The sequence below is a fragment of the Leifsonia sp. PARNA 1/14 genome, assembly GCF_055720965.1.
In genome coordinates this window covers 89026-106661 of the sequence record NZ_JBVQSP010000003.1, presented here as the reverse complement: position 1 = coordinate 106661, position 17636 = coordinate 89026, and the positions used below count along the sequence as shown (strand labels likewise).

Below are 17636 nucleotides of genomic sequence, written 5' to 3'. Positions count from 1 at the left end.
CTGCGTCCGTCAGGATGGGACCGCGGCGTCCCCGTGCTCGTCCCGAACGCCTGCGGTGTCGGCGGGATCGCCCTGTCGGCGGCTGGCGAGCAGGAACGGGATCCCGATCAGCTCGATCGCCCCGCCGATGACGAGCGAGGTGCCGTACCCCCAGAGGTCGGCCGCCCGTCCGAGCGCCGGCTGGATGACGACGCCGCCGAGACTCCCGAACAGAGAGTCGAACGACAGCACCGTCGCACGCTGCTTCGACGGGATCATGTCGTTGAGGTACGCCTGCCGCACCGGCCCGGCGACGGCGTAGACGAAGCCCCACACCACCAGCAGCACCACTGCGAACCAGAAGAGCGACGTCAGCCCCAGCAGCACCAGCACGACGATGCTGCTCAGGGATGCGCCGATCACCGTCGTCGTCCGCTTGGCGAACATCTTCCGCAGCCGGGGTGCGATGAGGCCGCCGGCCACCTGCGCGAGCGACAGGATGGCCGCCGCCAGCCCGGCTATCGAGTAGGCCTTCGGGTCGCCGTAGAGCTCGAGGAGATACGGCTGCAGGGCATAGAACGCGTAGATGCCGACACCGGAGGCGAACGGCGCCGAGAGGATGACGTACCGGACGGAGCGCTTGCGCATCCCGTGCTCGATCGACTGGGTCAGGATGTTCCTGGTCGCCTTCAGCGGTCCCATGGATTTGTCGGGAGTGAAGCCGAGGTCGCGCATCGCCACGAACGCGAAGACGAACATCACCACCAGCACGGCCGCCCGCAGCAGGAACGGCACGCCGAGGTTCGTCGCCTGCGCGATCACGCCGCCCAGCACCGACCCGGCGAACATCGCGACACCGGTCACGACGAGCCCGCGGCCGAAGACCGCCTCCAGGCTCCCCGTGTAGCCGGTCGCGGCGAGGGCGTCGACGAGCCAGGCATCGACGGCGCCCGAGAAGAAGGTGAAGCCGAGCCCGAGGAGCATGGAGGCGAGCGCCCACCACACGAATGGGGCGTGCCACACCCAGAGCAGCCAGTAGAGCGCGGTCGACAACGACAGGGTGATCGTGCCGAGCAGATAGGAGGCGCGCCTCCCGATCGTGTCGGCGACGACGCCGGTCGGGATCTCGAAGATCACCATGCCGGCCGTGAAGAAGGCGTTCGCGGCGAACGCCTCGAAGTTGGTGAGCCCGGCGTCGAGGAGGAACAGCGTGTTGATGCCCCAGATGAACGACGCGGCGAGGGTGTTGCCGAGCAGCAGCGTCAAGTAGACGCCTTGCACTCGCCGTGCGGAGGAGGTCATGGTGCCGACCCGCGTGATGCCGTCATGGCGGACATCATCGTCCGACCGCGGGCCGTGCGCCAGAGGCCCGTGCGGCAGAGGCCCGTGCGCCAGAGTCCCGTGCGCCAGAGGCCCGTGCTGCGGCCGCGGTTGTGGCAGGGTGAGTGGCATGGCCACCGTCGTCTTCGCCCCCGACTCGTTCAAAGGCTCGGCGACCGCGACCGAGGTGGCGACGGCGCTCGCCGCAGGCTGGGCCTCCGTACGCCCGGACGATCAAGTCGTGCCGGCGCCGATGGCGGATGGCGGGGAGGGCACGCTCGACGCGTTCGAGGTGGCCGTGCCCGGCTCACGCCGGCGCGCGGTGACCGTGACCGGCCCCGACGGCGCCGTGCGGGACGCGAGCTGGCTCGCTCTGCCCGACGGGACCGCGGTGGTCGAGCTGGCGGAGTGCAGCGGCATCGCGCTGATGCCCGCGCTCGCGGCGTTCGACGCCCAGACGATCGGGTTCGGCCAGGCGATCGCCGCCGCGCTGGATGCGGGGGCGACCGGTCTGCTGCTCGCGATCGGGGGCAGCGCCTCCACCGACGGCGGCGCCGGGATGCTGAGCGCCCTGGGCGCGCGGCTGCTCGGTGCGACGGGCTCGGAGATCGTCCCGGGCAACCGGGGGCTCGCGCAGCTCGCCCGTGTCGACCTCGCGGGTCTCCGACCTCTTCCACCCGCCGGGGCGCGCATCCTGAGCGATGTGACGAGCCCGCTGCTCGGGCCGGACGGCGCCGCAGCGGTGTTCGGGCCGCAGAAGGGCGCCTCCACCGGCGACGTGCCGGTGCTGGAGGCGGGGCTCGCCCGCTTCGCGTCGGCGGTGCGGGAGGCCGGGGTCGCGGTCGATCCGCGGACTCCCGGCGCCGGCGCGGCCGGCGGCACCGGTTTCGGCTTGCTCGCCTGGGGTGCCGAGCTCGCGCCCGGGGCGGCGGCGGTGGGGGAGGCGCTCGGACTGCCGGATGTGCTCGCGGATGCGGACGTCGTGGTGACCGGGGAGGGCCGCTACGACTCCCAGTCGGCGGCGGGCAAGGTCCCGCAGTACGTCGCCCTCCTCGCCGCCGCGGCCGGCATCCCCGCGCTGCTCGCGGCGGGCTCGATCGACGCCGGACCGCGCGGCTTCGCCGGCGCGGTGTCGCTCTCCGAGCTCGCGGGCGACTCCGCCACCGCGATCGCGGACCCGCAGCGGTGGGCACGCGCCGCCGGCGCCGCCCTGGCCCAGACGTGGTGAGATTTGCGGCAAATGCGGCGTCAGGGCGCACCTGACGCCGCATTCGGCGCAAATGTGAGCCGCTACGGGAGGTATGCCGCCCGCTGCTCCCGGATCACCGGCCGCGTGTCGACGGCGAGCGGTTCGGCCGACTCGACGGCCCAGGCCGGGCGGGCGCCCGTGAGGGCCCACGCCGCCTGCACCGCACCGCCGTCGGCGACGTACTCGCCGGGGGAGGGGATGACGACCGGCGCGTCGAACACTTGCGCCGCGATGGTGGAGACGGCGGGGTTCTGCGCTGCGCCGCCGATCAGCAGGATGCGCTGCTCCTTCACGCCCACCCGCCGCACTGCGTCGAGGCCGTCGGCGAGACCGCACAGCATCCCCTCGATGGCGGCGCGCGCGAAGTTGGCGGGCCGGGTCGTGGCCAGGGTGAGGCCGTGGAGGCTGGCCTTCGCGTCGGGGAGGTTGGGCGTGCGCTCGCCCTCGAAGTAGGGGATCAGCACGACTCCGCCCGCGCCGGGATCGGCCTGCAGGGCGAGGGACGCGAGACCGTCGTGGTCTACGCCGAGCAGTCCGGCGATCGAGTCGAGCACGCGCGCGGCGTTGAGCGTGGCGATGAGCGGCAGGGAGACGCCGCTCGCGTCGGCGAAGCCCGCGACCGTTCCGCTGGCGTCGGCGACCGGCTCCGCAGCGACCGCGAAGACGGTGCCGGAGGTGCCGATCGAGACGACGACGTCGCCCTCGGTCGCGCCGAGGCCGAGCGCGCCTCCCGCGTTGTCGCCGGCGCCGGGGCCGACGAGCACGCCGCTCGGCGTCCGGCCGGCCGAGTCGGCGGGACCGAGCACGCGCGGCAGGACGACGCCGTCGCCGGCCGTTCCGGCCTCTCGGCCGGGCCGGCCCAGGGCGCGCTCGAACAGGTCGAGGTCGTAGGCACCGGTGGCGGCGCTCCAGTACGCCGTTCCGCTGGCGTCGGAACGGTCGGTGGTCAGCGCCTCCAGGTCGGGGCCGAGCGGGCTCTCGTCAGCGGGGCCGTAGCCGCGCACGCGCCAGGTGAGCCAGTCGTGCGGCAGGGCGACGGCGGCCACGCGGGCGGCGTTGGCCGCCTCCGCGTCCCGCAGCCAGCGCAGCTTGGTGGCGGTGAAGGAGGCGACGGGAACGACACCGACGCGTTCGGCGTAGGCGTCGGCGCCGACCTCGTCGATCAGGTCGCGCGCGGCCTGAGCACTGCGGGTGTCGTTCCAGAGCAGGGCGTCGCGGATCACGCGGCCGTCGGCGTCGAGCACGACCATGCCGTGCTGCTGGCCCGCGATCGAGATCGCCGCGACGTCATCGAGACCTCCGGCCGATTCGATCGCCTGCTGCAGGGCCGCCCACCAGGCGGCCGGGTCGACCTCTGTGCCGTCGGGATGCCCCGCGCGGCCCGAGCGCACCAGCGCGCCGGACTCGAGATCGCGGACGACCGCCTTGCAGCTCTGCGTCGACGAATCCACGCCCATGACCAACGTCACATTCACTCCTTCAGTGTGCTTTCACCTGCCGAAGGGCACGTCGTTGTCGCTTTCGGAGGCCGAAAGCGACAACAACGTGCCCTTCGACAGCAGAGACGGGCAGCGAGATCAGCCGCGGGCGCCCAGGAGGTGCTCGAGGGCGAGCTGCTGCAGGCGCACGAAGCCGAAGCCCTTGCCGCCGAAGTACACGCTCGCGTCGAAGTCCTCGTACGCGCTGCGGTCGGCCAGCAGGTCGTCGTAGCTCTCGCCGGCGCCCAGGGTCGGCTGCGACAGCTCGGTGACGCGGGCGGCCTCCAGGGCCTCCTGCACCTCGGGGTCGGCGCGGAACGCGGCCGCGCGCTCCTTGAGCAGCAGGTAGGTTCGCATGTTCGCCGCCGCCGAGTCCCACACGCCGGTGATGTCTTCGGTGCGCGACGGCTTGTAGTCGAAGTGCCGCGGGCCGTCGTAGGCCTGGCCGCCGTTGGGGCCGCCGTTCTCGAGCAGGTCGACGAGGGCGAACGCGTTCTGGAGGTCGCCGTGACCGAACACGAGGTCCTGGTCGTACTTGATGCCGCGCTGGCCGTTGAGGTCGATGTGGTAGAGCTTGCCGTGGTACAGCGCCTGGGCGATGCCCGCGGCGAAGTTCAGGCCCGCCATCTGCTCGTGGCCGACCTCGGGGTTGAGGCCCACGAGCTCGGGGCGCTCGAGCGAGTTGATGAAGGCGAGCGCGTGGCCCACCGTCGGCAGCAGGATGTCGCCGCGCGGCTCGTTCGGCTTGGGCTCGATGGCGAAGCGGATGTCGTAGCCCTTGTCGGTGACGTAGTCGCCGAGCAGGTTGACGGCCTCCCGGTAGCGCTCGAGCGCAGCCTGGATGTTCTTGGCCGAGTCGTACTCGGCGCCCTCGCGGCCGCCCCACATGACGAAGGTCTTGGCGCCGAGCTCAGCGGCCAGGTCGATGTTGCGGAGCACCTTGCGCAGCGCGAAGCGGCGCACGGCGCGGTCGTTGGAGGTGAAGCCGCCGTCCTTGAAGACGGGCGCGCTGAACAGGTTGGTGGTGACCATCGGCACGATGACGCCGGTGTCGGCGAGCACCTGCTTGAGGCGGTCGATCTGCGTCTGGCGCTCGGCGTCGGTCGAGCCGAACGCGAAGAGGTCGTCGTCGTGGAAGGTGAGGCCGTAGGCGCCGAGCTCGCTAAGCTTGGTCACCGCCTCGACCACGTCCAGCTGGGGGCGGGTCGGGCCGCCGAACGGGTCGGTGCCGTTGTAGCCGATGGTCCACAGTCCGAACGAGAACTTGTCGGCGCGGGTGGGGGTGAGGCTCATGGAGGGTTCCTTCAGCGTCGTCGGTGATTTGTTGTTTCACTAAACTTATACCAGGAGTAGCGCGTGCGCGCCACCGGCACCTACCGTGGTGCGGCGGTCGAGCTGCGCACCACCAGCGACGTCGCCAACTCCAGGCGGGTGTTCTCGACGTCCTCCGCACGCAGGCGCAGCGCCAGCCGCGCCGCCTCCTCCGCCATCTCCTGCAGGGGTTGGCGGATGGTCGTGAGCGGAGGCCGCGCCCAGAGCGCGGGAGCGACGTCGTCGAACCCCACCACCGAGACGTCGCCCGGCACGTCCAGTCCGAGTGCGAAGGCGGCGTCCATCACCCCGAGGGCCTGCAGGTCGTTGCCGCAGACGATCGCGGTGGGCCGGTCGTCCCGGCTGAGCAGACGCCCGGCCTCCCGCTCGCCGGAGGCGCGGCTGAAGTCGCCCGCCGCCGCGATCGCCGGGTCGAAGCCGAGGCCGGCCTCCTGCAGCGCCGACTGGTACCCCGCCACCCGCGCACGCGAGCACATCATGTCCGCCGGCCCGGAGATCACGGCGATCCGGGAGTGACCGAGCCCGAGGAGGTGCCGGGTAGCGGCGACGCCGCCGGCCCAGTTCGTCGCCCCGATGGCGGGGACGTCGGCAGGCGGGTCGCCCGCGGGGTCGACGACGACCACGGGGATGTTGCGCGTGCGCAGCTGCCGCCGATGCGAAGCCGTGAGGTCGGAGAACTGGAGCACCACCGCGACCGGTTTACGGCTCAGCACTCCGGCGATCCAGTCGGCACCCGGGCGCCGCACGTCGTCGAGCGCGCTCAGCCCCAGCACGAGTCCCGCCTCGCGGGTGACGCGCTCGACACCGCGGATGATCTCGATCGACCACTCGCTCGTCAGGTCGGCGACGACGAGCTCGAGCAGGCCGCCGCGCTCGGGACCGAGCCCGCGGCGGGCGTACCCCGAGTCGTGCAGCAGCTGCTCCACGCGCCTGCGGGTCTCGGCGGAGACGCCCGGGCGACCGTTGAGGACCTTCGACACCGTGGAGAGCGAGACCGCCGCACGGCGGGCGATGGCCTCCAGCGTGGGCCGGCCCGGTGCGTGTGCCGCTGAGGGCGGCGACGTCGGTTCCGGCATGGGGACACTGTGCCACAATGTCGGGCAGCCCGACCGCCCTCCGGTCGATCCGCCCCCCATCTCGCCGAGGAGACGCATGCCGCTCACCGATCTCACCCTGCCCGAACTGCTGGCCTTCCGCCCGGAGGTCGCCGAGCCGGACGACTTCGACACTTTCTGGGCGGACACGATCGCCGAGGCGCGCGCGGCCGGAGGCCAGCCGACGCTCGCCCCCGCCTCGACCCCGGTCACCCAGCTGATCATCGAGGACCTCACGTTCCCGGGGTTCGGCGGCGAGCCGGTGCGCGGGTGGGTGTCGCGGCCCCGGGACGCCGAAGGCCCCCTGCCCGCCGTCGTGCAGTACCAGGGCTACAACGGCGGCCGCGGCCTGCCGGGTGAGAACGTGCTGTGGGCGCTCGCCGGCTACGTGCACGTCTACATGGACACCCGCGGCCAGGGCAGCGGCTGGGGCACGGGAGGCGTCACCGCCGACCCGCACGGCTCCGGGCCTGCGACGGCGGGCTTCATGACCCGCGGCATCCACGACCCGCACGAGCACTTCTACCGCCGCGTGTTCACCGACGCCGTGCGCGCCGTCGACGCGGCACGCGCCCTGCCCTTCGTCGACGCCGACCGCATCGCCGTGACCGGAGGCAGTCAGGGCGGCGGCATCGCGCTCGCCGCGGGCGCGCTTGCCGGCGTACAGGCCGTGCTGCCCGACGTCGCCTTCCTGTGCGCGTACCGCCGCGGCGCCGAGGTCGCCATCGGCGGCCCGTTCCAGGAGCTCGCGACGTACCTGTCGGTGCACCGCGACGAGGTGGACACCGTGTTCCGCACGCTCTCGTACCTCGACGGCGTCAACTTCGCGCGTCGCATCCACGCGCCTTCGCTGTTCTCTGTCGCGCTCATGGACACCGTCGTGCCGCCGTCGACCACGTTCGCGGCGTACAACCACCTGGCGGCCGCAGATCGCACGATCGAGGTGTACGCGTTCAACGACCACGAGGGCGGGCAGACGGCGCACTGGCAGAAGCAGGCGGAGTGGCTGGCCGCTCGGATCTGACCCCGGGGGACCGCCTGGCGGAAACGAAAACTTTCCAATAGTCGAGCGAAACTTGTTCGGCTCTCGCCCCGGCGAATAGCGTCGCAGCATCACGGACGCGAAGGGGCTGGAACGATGACGCGAGCGCGCGAGTTGCGAGTGGCGATGGTCGGCTACGGCTTCATGGGCGCCGCGCACTCCCAGGGCTGGCGGGTCGCGCCGCGTTTCTTCGACCTGGACGCCGAGCCGGTGATGGCGACCATCGTCGGCCGCGACGCCGACCGCGTGGAGGCCGCGCGCGAGCGCTTCGGCTGGCAGCGGAGCGAGACGGACTGGCGACGCGTGGTCGACGACCCCACGATCGACATCGTCGACATCTGCTCGCCGGGGTCCTCGCACGCCGAGGTGGCGATCGCCGCACTCGAGGCGGGCAAGCACGTGCTCTGCGAGAAGCCCCTGGCCAACACGGTCGACGAGGCGGAGGCCATGGTCGCCGCCGCCGAACGCGCAGCCTCCCGAGGCGTGCGCTCGATGGTCGGCTTCAGCTACCGGCGTGTGCCCGCGATCGGCTTCGCGCGGCAGCTGGTGCAGGACGGCCGGCTCGGCGTCATCCGCCAGGTGCGCGCCCAGTACCTCCAGGACTGGCTGAGCGACGAGAACGGCCCGATGACCTGGCGGCTCGACAAGGCAGCGGCCGGCTCCGGGTCGCTGGGCGACATCGGCGCGCACGCGATCGACCTGGTCGAGCACCTCACCGGCGCGCAGCTGTCAGCGGTCTCCGGAACCCTCGCGACCTTCGTGGAGGAGCGCCCGCTCCTCGGCGAGACCGTCGGCCTCTCCGGCACCGCCTCGCAGGAGCGCGGCCGCGTCACCGTCGACGACGCCGCCTGGTTCACCGCGAAGCTGGCCGGAGGCGCGGCAGACGGCGCGATCGGCGCGTTCGAGGCCACCCGCTACGCGACCGGCCGCAAGAACGCGCTGCGCATCGAGCTCTCCGGATCGCTGGGCGCGATCGCCTTCGACCTGGAGTCCATGAACGAACTCGAGTTCTACGACGCGACGGCTCCGGCGGGGGAGCAGGGCTTCACCCGGATCATCGCGACCGAGCCCGAGCATCCCTACATGGCCAACTGGTGGCCGACCGGCCACGCGATCGGGTACGAGCACGCCTTCAGCCACGAGGTGGTCGACTTCGTCACGGCGATCACCGGCGGCACCGACCCCCAGCCGTCGTTCGCCGATGGCCTCCACATCCAGCGCGTCCTCGCCGCGGTCGAGGCGAGCGCCGCTGCCGACAGTGCCTGGACCTCCACTCACTGACCGACGAAAGTCCGGAAGGAATCATGACCAGAAATGCGCTCGTCGTCCGCGGCGGCTGGGACGGGCACATGCCCGTCGAGACCACCGACAGCTTCATCCCGTTCCTGGAGGCGAACGACTTCACTGTGCGCGTCGAGGAGGGCTCCGCCGTCTACACCGACGACGCGTACCTCGCGACGGTCGACCTCATCGTGCAGGTCAACACCATGAGCAGCATCACCCGCGAGGAGTTCGCGGGGCTGCAGCGTGCGGTCCTCAACGGCACGGGGATGGGCGGCTGGCACGGCGGCATCGCCGACTCGTACCGCGACAACGCCGACTACCTGCATATGATCGGCGGCCAGTTCGCGCACCACGCGGGCAAGCACCCGGACGAGCGCACCGGCGGTCAGGAGGACAATTACATCCCCTACACCGTGCACATCACCGAGTACGGCAAGACCCACCCGATCACGCAGGGCATCGACGACTTCGACCTCGTCACCGAGCAGTACTGGGTGCTGTCGGACGAATACAACGACGTGCTGGCGACGACCACGCAGGAGGCGCGCCCGTGGGACGCGTGGAACCGTCCCGTGACCGCGCCGGCGATCTGGACCCGCCAGTGGGGCGAGGGCCGGATCTTCGTCTCGGCGCCCGGTCACCGGCTCGAGATCGTGCAGAGCCAGCCGGTCCGCACCATCATCGAGAGGGGGCTGCTGTGGGCGGCACGCTGAACGACTCCGCGCTGAACGTCGGAGTGGTCGGAGTCGGGAACATCAGCCGGCAGTACTTCGAGCACCTCCCCGCTCTCCCGAACCTCCGGCTCCGGGCCGTCGCCGACCTCGACGTGGACCGCGCAGCGGCGGTGGCGGGCGAGCAGGGCGCGGAGTCCCTGACGGTCGACGCGCTGCTCGCGCATCCCGACGTCGACGTCGTGCTCAACCTCACCATCCCGCAGGCGCACGCCGAGATCGCGCTGGCGGCGCTGGAGGCGGGCAAGCACGTCTACGGCGAGAAGCCGCTCGCGCTCGACATCGCCCAGGCGACGCCCGTGCTGAAGCGCGCGTCCGCGCTGGGCCTGCGGGTCGGCAGCGCGCCCGACACCGTGCTGGGCACGGGCATCCAGACCGCGCGCGCAGCGCTCGACGACGGAGCGATCGGCGTGCCGCTCGGGGCCGCGGTCTCGTGGACCGCTCCCGGGCACGAGCGGTGGCATCCCGCGCCGGCGTTCTACTACCAGCCGGGCGGCGGACCGCTGTTCGATATGGGGCCCTACTATCTGACCGCGCTGGTGACCTTCTTCGGCCCGGTCGTGCGGGTGTCCGGCGCGACCTCGCGCTCGGCGCGGGAGCGCACCGTGGCGACCGGCCCGCAGGCGGGCGCGCGCATCCCCGTGGACGTCGAGACGCACGTGACCGCGATCCTCGAGCACGCCTCCGGGGTGATCTCGACGGTGACCGTGTCGTTCGACGTGTGGGCCTCGCGGATCCCGCTGTTCGAGGTGTACGGCACGGAAGGCACGCTGTCGGTGCCCGACCCGAACGGATTCTCCGGCACCCCGGCGATCGCGACGGCGGCCGACCGCGAGTTCCGCGACCTCCCGGTCGCCGCCGGCTACACGGAGGCCGGGCGCGGCTTCGGCCTGGCCGACCTCGCTCGCGCGATCGAGACGCAGCGGCCCCACCGAGCCTCCGGTGCGCTCGCCTTCCACGTGCTCGAGATCATGGAGGCCGTGCTCGCGGCCGGCGCCCGGCACGAGGTCGTCACGCTGACCTCCACGGTCGACCGGCCCGAGGTCGTGCCGCTGGGGGCGCGGCCGGAGAGCTGGTGACCCGACCGGCGCCCGAGCCGGAGGCCGGAGGCCGGGAACTCGCTGGGCCGGACCCCCGTGGCGCGTGGGGCCGTCGGCGCGGGGCTATTGTCATCACATGAGCGCCGCCGACCTGAGCACCGTGCGTCCGGCGAGCGGGGGCGCCACCGACGCGCTGCGCCGCAGCAACCTGGCGACCGTGCTCGGCCTGGTGCACCGCGAGGGCGCCCTGTCGCGCAGCGAGCTCACCCACCGCACCGGCCTGAACCGCTCGACGGTCGGCGATCTCGTGGCGGAGCTGTCGGCGCTCGGCCTCGTGGAGGTCGACGAGACGCCGATCGCAGGCGGCCGTGGTCGGCCGAGCCCGGTGGTGCGCGTGTCCGACACGATCGCCGCCATCGCGGTGAACCCGGAGGTCGACGCCGTGATCGTCGGACTGGTGGGGCTGGGCGGCCGTGTGCTCAAGCGGGTCCGCATCGAGACGCCGTCCGCGCGCTCGGCGGCGCAGACCGTCACGCTCGCCTCCGCCGGAATCGCCGGGATGCTCGCCGGTGAGACCGGCATCAGGATCGCCGGTCTCGGTGTGGCGGTGCCCGGCCAGGTGCGGCTCTCCGACGGCATGGTCCGGGAGGCCACGCACTTCGGCTGGGTGGACGAACCCCTGGCGGAGCTGCTCGAGGAGGCGACCGGTCATCGCGTGTGGGCGGCGAACGCGGCGGTGCTGGGCCTGCGCGCCGAGAGCGCGTTCGGCGCGGGCCGCGGCGTCGACGACCTGGTCTACATGATCGGCGGTGCGAGCGGCATCGGCGGCGGCGGCATCAGCGGAGGACGCCTGCTCACGGGCGCCGCGGGCTACGCCGGCGAGTTCGGTCACACCTTCGTGCACTCGGAGGGCCGCCAGTGCTCGTGCGGATCCCGTGGCTGCCTGGAGGCCGAGGTCACCCAGGCCGAACTGCTCGCCGCTGTCGGTCTGGGCTCGCCGGATGCGGCCTCCCTCGCCGACCGGCTGGTCGCCACCGACGACCCCGATGCGCGTGCGGAGGTCGCCCGCGCCTATGCGTATGTGCGCATCGCCGCGCGCAACGCGGTCAACGTCTTCAACCCGTCGGTGGTCGTCCTCGGCGGCTTCCTCGCCGCGCTCTACCGGGGCGCGATGGCACACGGAGCGCCCGATCTCCTCGGCGAGGTCGTCCACTCGTCGCGCGACGGCGTGACCGTCGTGGAGGCCGGACTCGGCGCGGATCAGCTGCTCATCGGCGCCGCCGAACTGGTCTTCGCCGAGCTCATCGCCGATCCCGCACGCGCGCTCGCGGCCTAGCCTCCCGCTGCCGGAACCGACCTGTGGTCGGCATTGTTGTGCACGCGAACTAATCGTTTCGGCATGATAAGTGGCTATTCGTGTCGAGATTTTCGACTTGCATTTCCTCCGAGGGCCGCTTATGTTGTGTTCGTCAACAAAATGCATCGGAGTGGCTGCGGGGCCTGCAGACGCGCGTCCACTCCTACTACAAGGAGGTAATCGATGCGCAAGAAGCACCTCGCGATCGGCGCGATTCTCGCCGCCGGTGCGCTGCTGCTCGCCGGCTGCTCCAGCTCGTCCGGCTCCGATTCCGCAAGCACCGACGGAAAGGGCAAGACGCTCACCCTCTGGCACTACGAGGGCGAGGACTCCGCCATGGGCAAGGCCTGGGACCAGGCCATCACGGACTTCGAGAAGGAGACCGGCGCCAAGGTCGACTTCCAGGCGAAGGCCTTCGAGCAGATCCGCTCCACGGCCTCCCAGGTCCTCAACTCCAATCAGGCACCCGATGTGCTGGAGTACAACAAGGGCAACGCGACCGCAGGCCTCCTCGCCAGCCAGGGCCTGCTGAGCAACCTCGACGACGCCGTCAAGAAGTACGGCTGGGACAAGAAGCTCGCCAAGAGCCTCCAGACCACGGCCCGGTACGACGACAAGGGCATCATGGGGTCCGGCTCCTGGTACGGCGTTCCGAACTACGGCGAGTACGTCGAGGTCTACTACAACAAGGACATGTTCGCGAAGTACGGCATCGAGGTGCCGAAGACGCAGGACGAGTTCGTCGCAGCACTGCAGAAGTTCAAGGACGCCGGCATCACCCCGCTCGCCGAGTCGGCCGCGGAGTACCCGCTCGGGCAGCTCTGGTACCAGCTCGCGCTGACCAAGGCCGACCGCTCGTTCGTGGACGACTACCAGCTCTACAAGGGCAAGGTGAACTGGCAGGGCTCCGAGCTCAGCTCCGCCACCAAGACCGTCGACGACTGGGTGAACAAGGGCTACATCTCCAAGGACGCCTCCGGCCTCAAGGCCGAGGACGCCGGCACCGCGTTCATCGCGGGCAAGTATCCGATCTTCTTCTCGGGCAGCTGGTGGTACGGCCGCTTCGTCAACGAGATCAAGAACTACCAGTGGGGCACCTTCCTGTTCCCCGGCGCGAAGATGTCACCCGGATCGGCCGGCAACATGTGGGTCGTGCCGGAGAACGCCAAGAACAAGGCGCTCGCCGAGAAATTCATCGACATCACGATGAGCCCGAAGATCCAGGCGATCCTCGGCAACAACGGCGGCATCCCGGTCGCCGCGAAGCTCAGCGACATCACCGACGCCAAGTCGAAGGAGCTGATCGCCAACTTCAACACCCTCACCGGCGAGGACGGCATCGCGTTCTACCCCGACTGGCCCACGCCGACCTTCTACGACCAGCTGAACGCCGGTCTGCAGGAGCTCATCACCGGCACGAAGAGTCCGGCGGACGTCAACAAGGAACTCGGCTCCGAGTACCAGTCCGGCGTCGACGACATCGTCAATCAGTAACCCCATCCATCGTTCCCGGAGTTCTGTACACCGACGCGCCTGCGGAGGCGTGCAGAACTCCGGAACGGATGGAGCACCACGGAGGAAATGATGAGTGTTGCAAGTGCGCGGGCGGTCCGCAAGCGCAGCGAAGCGCTGCTGCCCGACAGCGGCCGCGGGTCGTTCTGGTGGTACCTGCTGCCGGGGTTCGTCCTGCTCGCGGTGATCGTGCTGATACCGCTCGTGTGGAACATCTACCTCAGCTTCACGAGCTACCGGGGCATCCGGCCTCCCAAGTTCATCGGCGTGACCAACTGGGTGCGCCTGTTCGGCGATGAGAAGTTCTGGACGTCGTTCGGCAACTCGATCGCCATGATCGTCGCGATGGTCATCATCCCGACGCTCGTCGGCCTGGTGCTGGCGGCGATGCTGTTCGACCTGGTCGGCAAGAAGTTCGGCGGCAAGCTCGCGAGCTTCCTGCGCGCGACCTACTACCTGCCGCAGATCCTCCCGGCGGTCATCGCGGCCATCGTGATCGGCTGGATCCTGCGGCCGGACAACGGCGCGCTGAACACGATGCTCGCCGCGATCGGCCTCGGCGACCTCCAGCACAACTGGCTCGGCAGCCCGGACACCGCGCTCGCCTCGATCATGGCCGTGATGGTCTGGGTGCAGATCGGCTACCCGGTCGTCATCTTCATGGCCGCCCTCCAGCGCGTCGACCCCGAGCTCTACGAGGCGGCGGAGCTCGACGGGGCCAACTGGTTCCAGCGGTTCCGCTCGATCACGGTCTCGATCATCCGGCCCGAGATCTTCGTGGTCACCCTCACCTGCACGATCGCCGCCCTCAAGGTGTTCGGCCCGGTCTACACCCTGACCCGTGGAGGCCCGGGCACCGCGACGATGGTGCCGAGCTACTACTCGTACAGCGAGTTCTTCCAGAGCCAGCAGGTGGGCTACGGAGCCACGATCGCGACAGCGCTCACCGTCGTCATCGTCGCGGTCTCCATCCTCTTCATCGTCGCCCAGAACCGGGCCGAGCGCAGGGAGAACGAGCGCTGATGTCCACCACGATCACGCGCGACGCGGCCGCCGCCACGACGCAGGCCCCCGCCCCGCGCACGCTGAAGCGGCAGAAGCCGAAGAAGACCGCGAGCGACTGGATCATCCTGGTCGTCGCCATCGTCATCGGCGTCGCGATCGCCTTCCCGTTCCTGCTGATCCTGCTCAACTCGTTCAAGAGCCCGGCGGACTACAACACCGGCGGGCCCCTCCAGCTGCCGACGCATCTCTACACCGACGGGCTCGTGAACTTCTGGAACCGGGTGAACTTCCCGCAGAAGCTCGGGAACTCGATCTTCATCTCGGGCGTCGTGTCGATCCTCGCCGTCGTCATCTCGGTGCTGAACGCGTATGCGATCGGGATCGGCCGGGTGAAGGCCCGCACCTGGATCATCGTGCTGTTCCTACTGGCGAACATGCTGCCGCAGGAGGCCCTGCTCTACCCGCTGTACTACATGTTCAAGCAGGTGGGCCTCTACGACAACGTGTGGAGCGTCATCATCATCTTCACGGTGATCCAGAGCGCGTTCGGCACCTACCTGCTGTCGAGCGTCTACGGCACCTTCCCCAAGGAGGTGCTGGAGGCCGCCTCGCTCGACGGCGCCGGCCGCTGGCGGATCCTGTGGCGGGTCGTCGTGCCGATCTCGCGACCGACGCTGAGCGTGCTGCTCATCTTCTTCTTCATCTGGACGTGGAACGAGTTCCTCATCCCGCTGACGTTCCTGGTCTCGAACGACAACCAGACCGTGCCCGTCGCCATCAGTGTGCTGCAGGGCGACCGGCTCATGGACGTCACCACGACCTCCGCTTCGGCGCTGCTGGGCCTGATCCCCACGCTCGTCTTCTTCCTCATCTTCCAGCGCACCCTCACGCGCGGCATCACAGCAGGAGCTGTCAAGTAAATGAAGTTCACCGATGGTTTCTGGCAGCTCCGCGACGGCGTCACGCCGGTCTACGCCCAAGAGGCGTACGACCTGTGCGCCGGCGACGGGGAGGTCACGATCACCGCGCCCGGCAAAGTCATCGAGCGCCGCGGCGACACCCTCAACCGGCCGACTCTCACGGTCACCCTGAGCTCACCACTGCCCGACGTGATCGGCGTGCGCGTCGACCACTGGCAGGGCGGTCGCCACGATCGCGGGTTCGCGCTGGCGTCGGAAGAGGGGCATGTCGTGGTGGACGCCGACGACACGTCGGCGACGCTCCGAGCGGGCTCCCTCGCCGCGACCGTCACGCGCGGCGCCCTGTGGTCGCTCGCCTTCACCGCGGGCGAGCCGGGGGAGGAGCGCACGCTGACCTCCAGCGGCCACAAGTCGCTCGGCTACATGACGGTGGAGGGCGAAGGCACGTTCGTGCACGAGCAGCTCTCGCTCGGCGTCGGCGAGCTGGTCTACGGGCTCGGAGAGCGATTCGGCCCCCTGGTGAAGAACGGCCAGACGGTCGACATCTGGAACGCCGACGGCGGGACCTCCAGCGAGCAGGCCTACAAGAACATCCCCTTCTACCTGACGAATCGCGGCTACGGCGTCTTCGTGAACCACCCGGGTCACGTCTCCTACGAGGTCGGCTCGGAGTCGGTGGAGCGCGTCCAGTTCTCCGTCGCGGGCGAGAGCCTCGAGTACTTCGTGATCTACGGTCCGACGCCCAAGCGGATCCTCGAGCGCTACACCGCTCTGACCGGCCGACCGGCCTCCGTGCCTGCGTGGTCGTACGGGCTGTGGCTCAGCACGAGCTTCACGACCTCCTACGACGAGGCGACGGTGACCTCCTTCATCGACGGGATGGCCGAGCGCGACCTGCCGCTGTCCGTGTTCCACTTCGACTGCTTCTGGATGCGCGAGTTCAACTGGTGCGACTTCGAGTGGGACCCGCGCACCTTCCCGGACCCGGACGGGATGCTGGCGCGCCTGCACGACAAGGACCTCCGCGTCTGCGTGTGGATCAACCCGTACATCGGCCAGCGCTCGCCGCTGTTCGCGGAGGCCGCGGAGGCCGGCTACCTCGTGAGGCGGCCGAACGGCGACGTCTGGCAGTGGGACCTCTGGCAGGCCGGCATGGGACTCGTGGACTTCACGAACCCGGACGCGACCCGCTGGTACCAGGACAAGCTGCGCGCGCTCGTCGCTCAGGGCGTCGACTGCTTCAAGACCGACTTCGGCGAGCGGATCCCGACCGAGGTGGAGTACTTCGACGGATCCAGCCCGGAGCGGATGCACAACTTCTACACGCAGCTCTACAACGAGGCCGTGTTCGAGGTGCTCGCCGAGGCGCGCGGTGAGGGCGACGCCGTGCTGTTCGCCCGGTCGGCGACGGCCGGCGGCCAGACCATGCCCGTGCACTGGGGTGGGGACAACACCTCCAGCTACGAGTCCATGGCCGAGACGCTGCGCGGCGGCCTGTCGCTGGCGCTCAGCGGTTTCGGGTTCTGGAGCCACGACATCGGCGGGTTCGAGGGCACGCCCGATCCCGGGGTGTTCAAGCGCTGGACCGCATTCGGCCTGCTGTCGAGCCACTCGCGCCTGCACGGCAGCGACTCGGTGCGCGTGCCGTGGGCCTTCGACGAGGAGGCCGTGGACGTCACCCGCATCTTCACGAAGCTCAAGCTGCGTCTGATGCCGTACCTGTTCGCCGCCGGGCGGGAGGCGCACACCTCCGGCACGCCGGTGATGCGGCCCATGCAGCTCGAGTTCGCAGGCGACCCGGCCGTCGACTACCTCGACCGGCAGTATCTCCTCGGATCCGAGGTGCTGGTGGCGCCGGTGTTCTCGCCGGCCGACGTGAGCTTCTACCTGCCGTCGGGCGCCTGGACGCGGCTCCCGCTCGACCTCGGCGCGCTCGTCGCCGGCGGCGCGACGGTCGAGACGGTGGAGGGCGGCCGCTGGCTGCACGAGACGCACGGGTTCGAGAGCCTCCCGCTGTATGTGCGCGAGGGCGCCGTGCTGCCGATCGGGGCGCGCGACGACCGGCCGGACTACGACTACCGCGACGGGCTCACGCTCGCGGCGTTCGCCGGCCGCGACGGCGCTCGCACGGTGAGCGTGACCACGCCCGACGGCACGGTCGCCGAGTACACGGTGACGCGCGAGGGATCGACGCTCACGGCCTCCGGGCCCGGCGAATCCGGCTTCACACTGCTCGACGTCGCGACCGGCCGCATCGCAGCATCGTCCGGAGGGCGCGCCGAGCTGTAATACA

Annotated in this window: 14 protein-coding genes; 10 read left to right on the top strand and 4 right to left on the bottom strand. The window is 70.5% G+C overall.

The genetic code is table 11. The annotated features are described in order from the left end of the window. Positions 1-9 precede the first annotated feature (9 nt). Positions 10-1281 (bottom strand): MFS transporter, encoded by a 1272-nt coding sequence (locus AC0HS0_RS09985; RefSeq protein WP_472963692.1) that lies wholly within the window; start codon positions 1279-1281, stop codon positions 10-12. 148 nt (positions 1282-1429) lie between these two features. Between AC0HS0_RS09985 and AC0HS0_RS09980 the strand changes: the two genes are divergently transcribed. Then, positions 1430-2527, top strand: a complete 1098-nt coding sequence (locus tag AC0HS0_RS09980) for a glycerate kinase (RefSeq protein WP_472963690.1) — start codon at positions 1430-1432, stop codon at positions 2525-2527. Positions 2528-2589: 62 nt separating this feature from the next. Here AC0HS0_RS09980 and AC0HS0_RS09975 read toward each other — a convergent pair whose 3' ends face one another. From AC0HS0_RS09975 to AC0HS0_RS09965, 3 genes are all read right to left on the bottom strand, one after another. Then, positions 2590-4005, bottom strand: coding sequence for a xylulokinase (locus tag AC0HS0_RS09975; RefSeq protein ID WP_472964176.1), 1416 nt, complete (start codon positions 4003-4005; stop codon positions 2590-2592). A 120-nt stretch (positions 4006-4125) separates the two neighbouring features. Then, complete coding sequence (xylA, locus tag AC0HS0_RS09970; protein WP_472963688.1) at positions 4126-5319, bottom strand: xylose isomerase; 1194 nt, start codon at positions 5317-5319, stop codon at positions 4126-4128. An 80-nt stretch (positions 5320-5399) separates the two neighbouring features. Beyond that, positions 5400-6434 (bottom strand): LacI family DNA-binding transcriptional regulator, encoded by a 1035-nt coding sequence (locus AC0HS0_RS09965; protein WP_472963685.1) that lies wholly within the window; start codon positions 6432-6434, stop codon positions 5400-5402. A gap of 76 nt (positions 6435-6510) precedes the next feature. Between AC0HS0_RS09965 and AC0HS0_RS09960 the strand changes: the two genes are divergently transcribed. The 9 genes from AC0HS0_RS09960 to yicI all read left to right on the top strand — a co-directional run bounded on the left by AC0HS0_RS09960 (position 6511) and on the right by yicI (position 17632). Next, positions 6511-7476, top strand: coding sequence for an acetylxylan esterase (locus AC0HS0_RS09960; protein WP_472963682.1), 966 nt, complete (start codon positions 6511-6513; stop codon positions 7474-7476). Positions 7477-7590: 114 nt separating this feature from the next. After that, positions 7591-8775, top strand: coding sequence for a Gfo/Idh/MocA family protein (locus AC0HS0_RS09955; RefSeq protein ID WP_472963680.1), 1185 nt, complete (start codon positions 7591-7593; stop codon positions 8773-8775). A 23-nt stretch (positions 8776-8798) separates the two neighbouring features. Then, on the top strand, positions 8799-9491 hold the full coding sequence (locus AC0HS0_RS09950; RefSeq protein ID WP_472963677.1) for a ThuA domain-containing protein: 693 nt from the start codon (positions 8799-8801) through the stop codon (positions 9489-9491). Next, entirely contained in the window at positions 9476-10588 is a 1113-nt protein-coding gene (locus AC0HS0_RS09945) for a Gfo/Idh/MocA family protein (protein ID WP_472963675.1), read from the top strand. Before AC0HS0_RS09950 ends, AC0HS0_RS09945 begins: the two co-directional genes overlap by 16 nt. 97 nt (positions 10589-10685) lie before the next feature. Beyond that, entirely contained in the window at positions 10686-11885 is a 1200-nt protein-coding gene (locus tag AC0HS0_RS09940; RefSeq protein ID WP_472963673.1) for an ROK family transcriptional regulator, read from the top strand. Between the two features lie 204 nt (positions 11886-12089). Then, positions 12090-13400, top strand: a complete 1311-nt coding sequence (locus tag AC0HS0_RS09935; RefSeq protein ID WP_472963671.1) for an ABC transporter substrate-binding protein — start codon at positions 12090-12092, stop codon at positions 13398-13400. Positions 13401-13490: 90 nt separating this feature from the next. After that, positions 13491-14441, top strand: a complete 951-nt coding sequence (locus AC0HS0_RS09930) for a carbohydrate ABC transporter permease (protein WP_472963669.1) — start codon at positions 13491-13493, stop codon at positions 14439-14441. Beyond that, positions 14441-15343 carry a carbohydrate ABC transporter permease gene (locus AC0HS0_RS09925; RefSeq protein ID WP_472963667.1) on the top strand — a complete coding sequence of 301 codons (903 nt, stop codon included), beginning with the start codon at positions 14441-14443 and terminating at the stop codon, positions 15341-15343. The genes AC0HS0_RS09930 and AC0HS0_RS09925 overlap by 1 nt, the downstream gene beginning before the upstream one ends. Then, positions 15344-17632: an alpha-xylosidase gene (yicI, locus tag AC0HS0_RS09920; RefSeq protein ID WP_472963664.1), complete on the top strand. Its 2289-nt coding sequence runs from the start codon at positions 15344-15346 to the stop codon at positions 17630-17632. Positions 17633-17636: the final 4 nt, after the last annotated feature.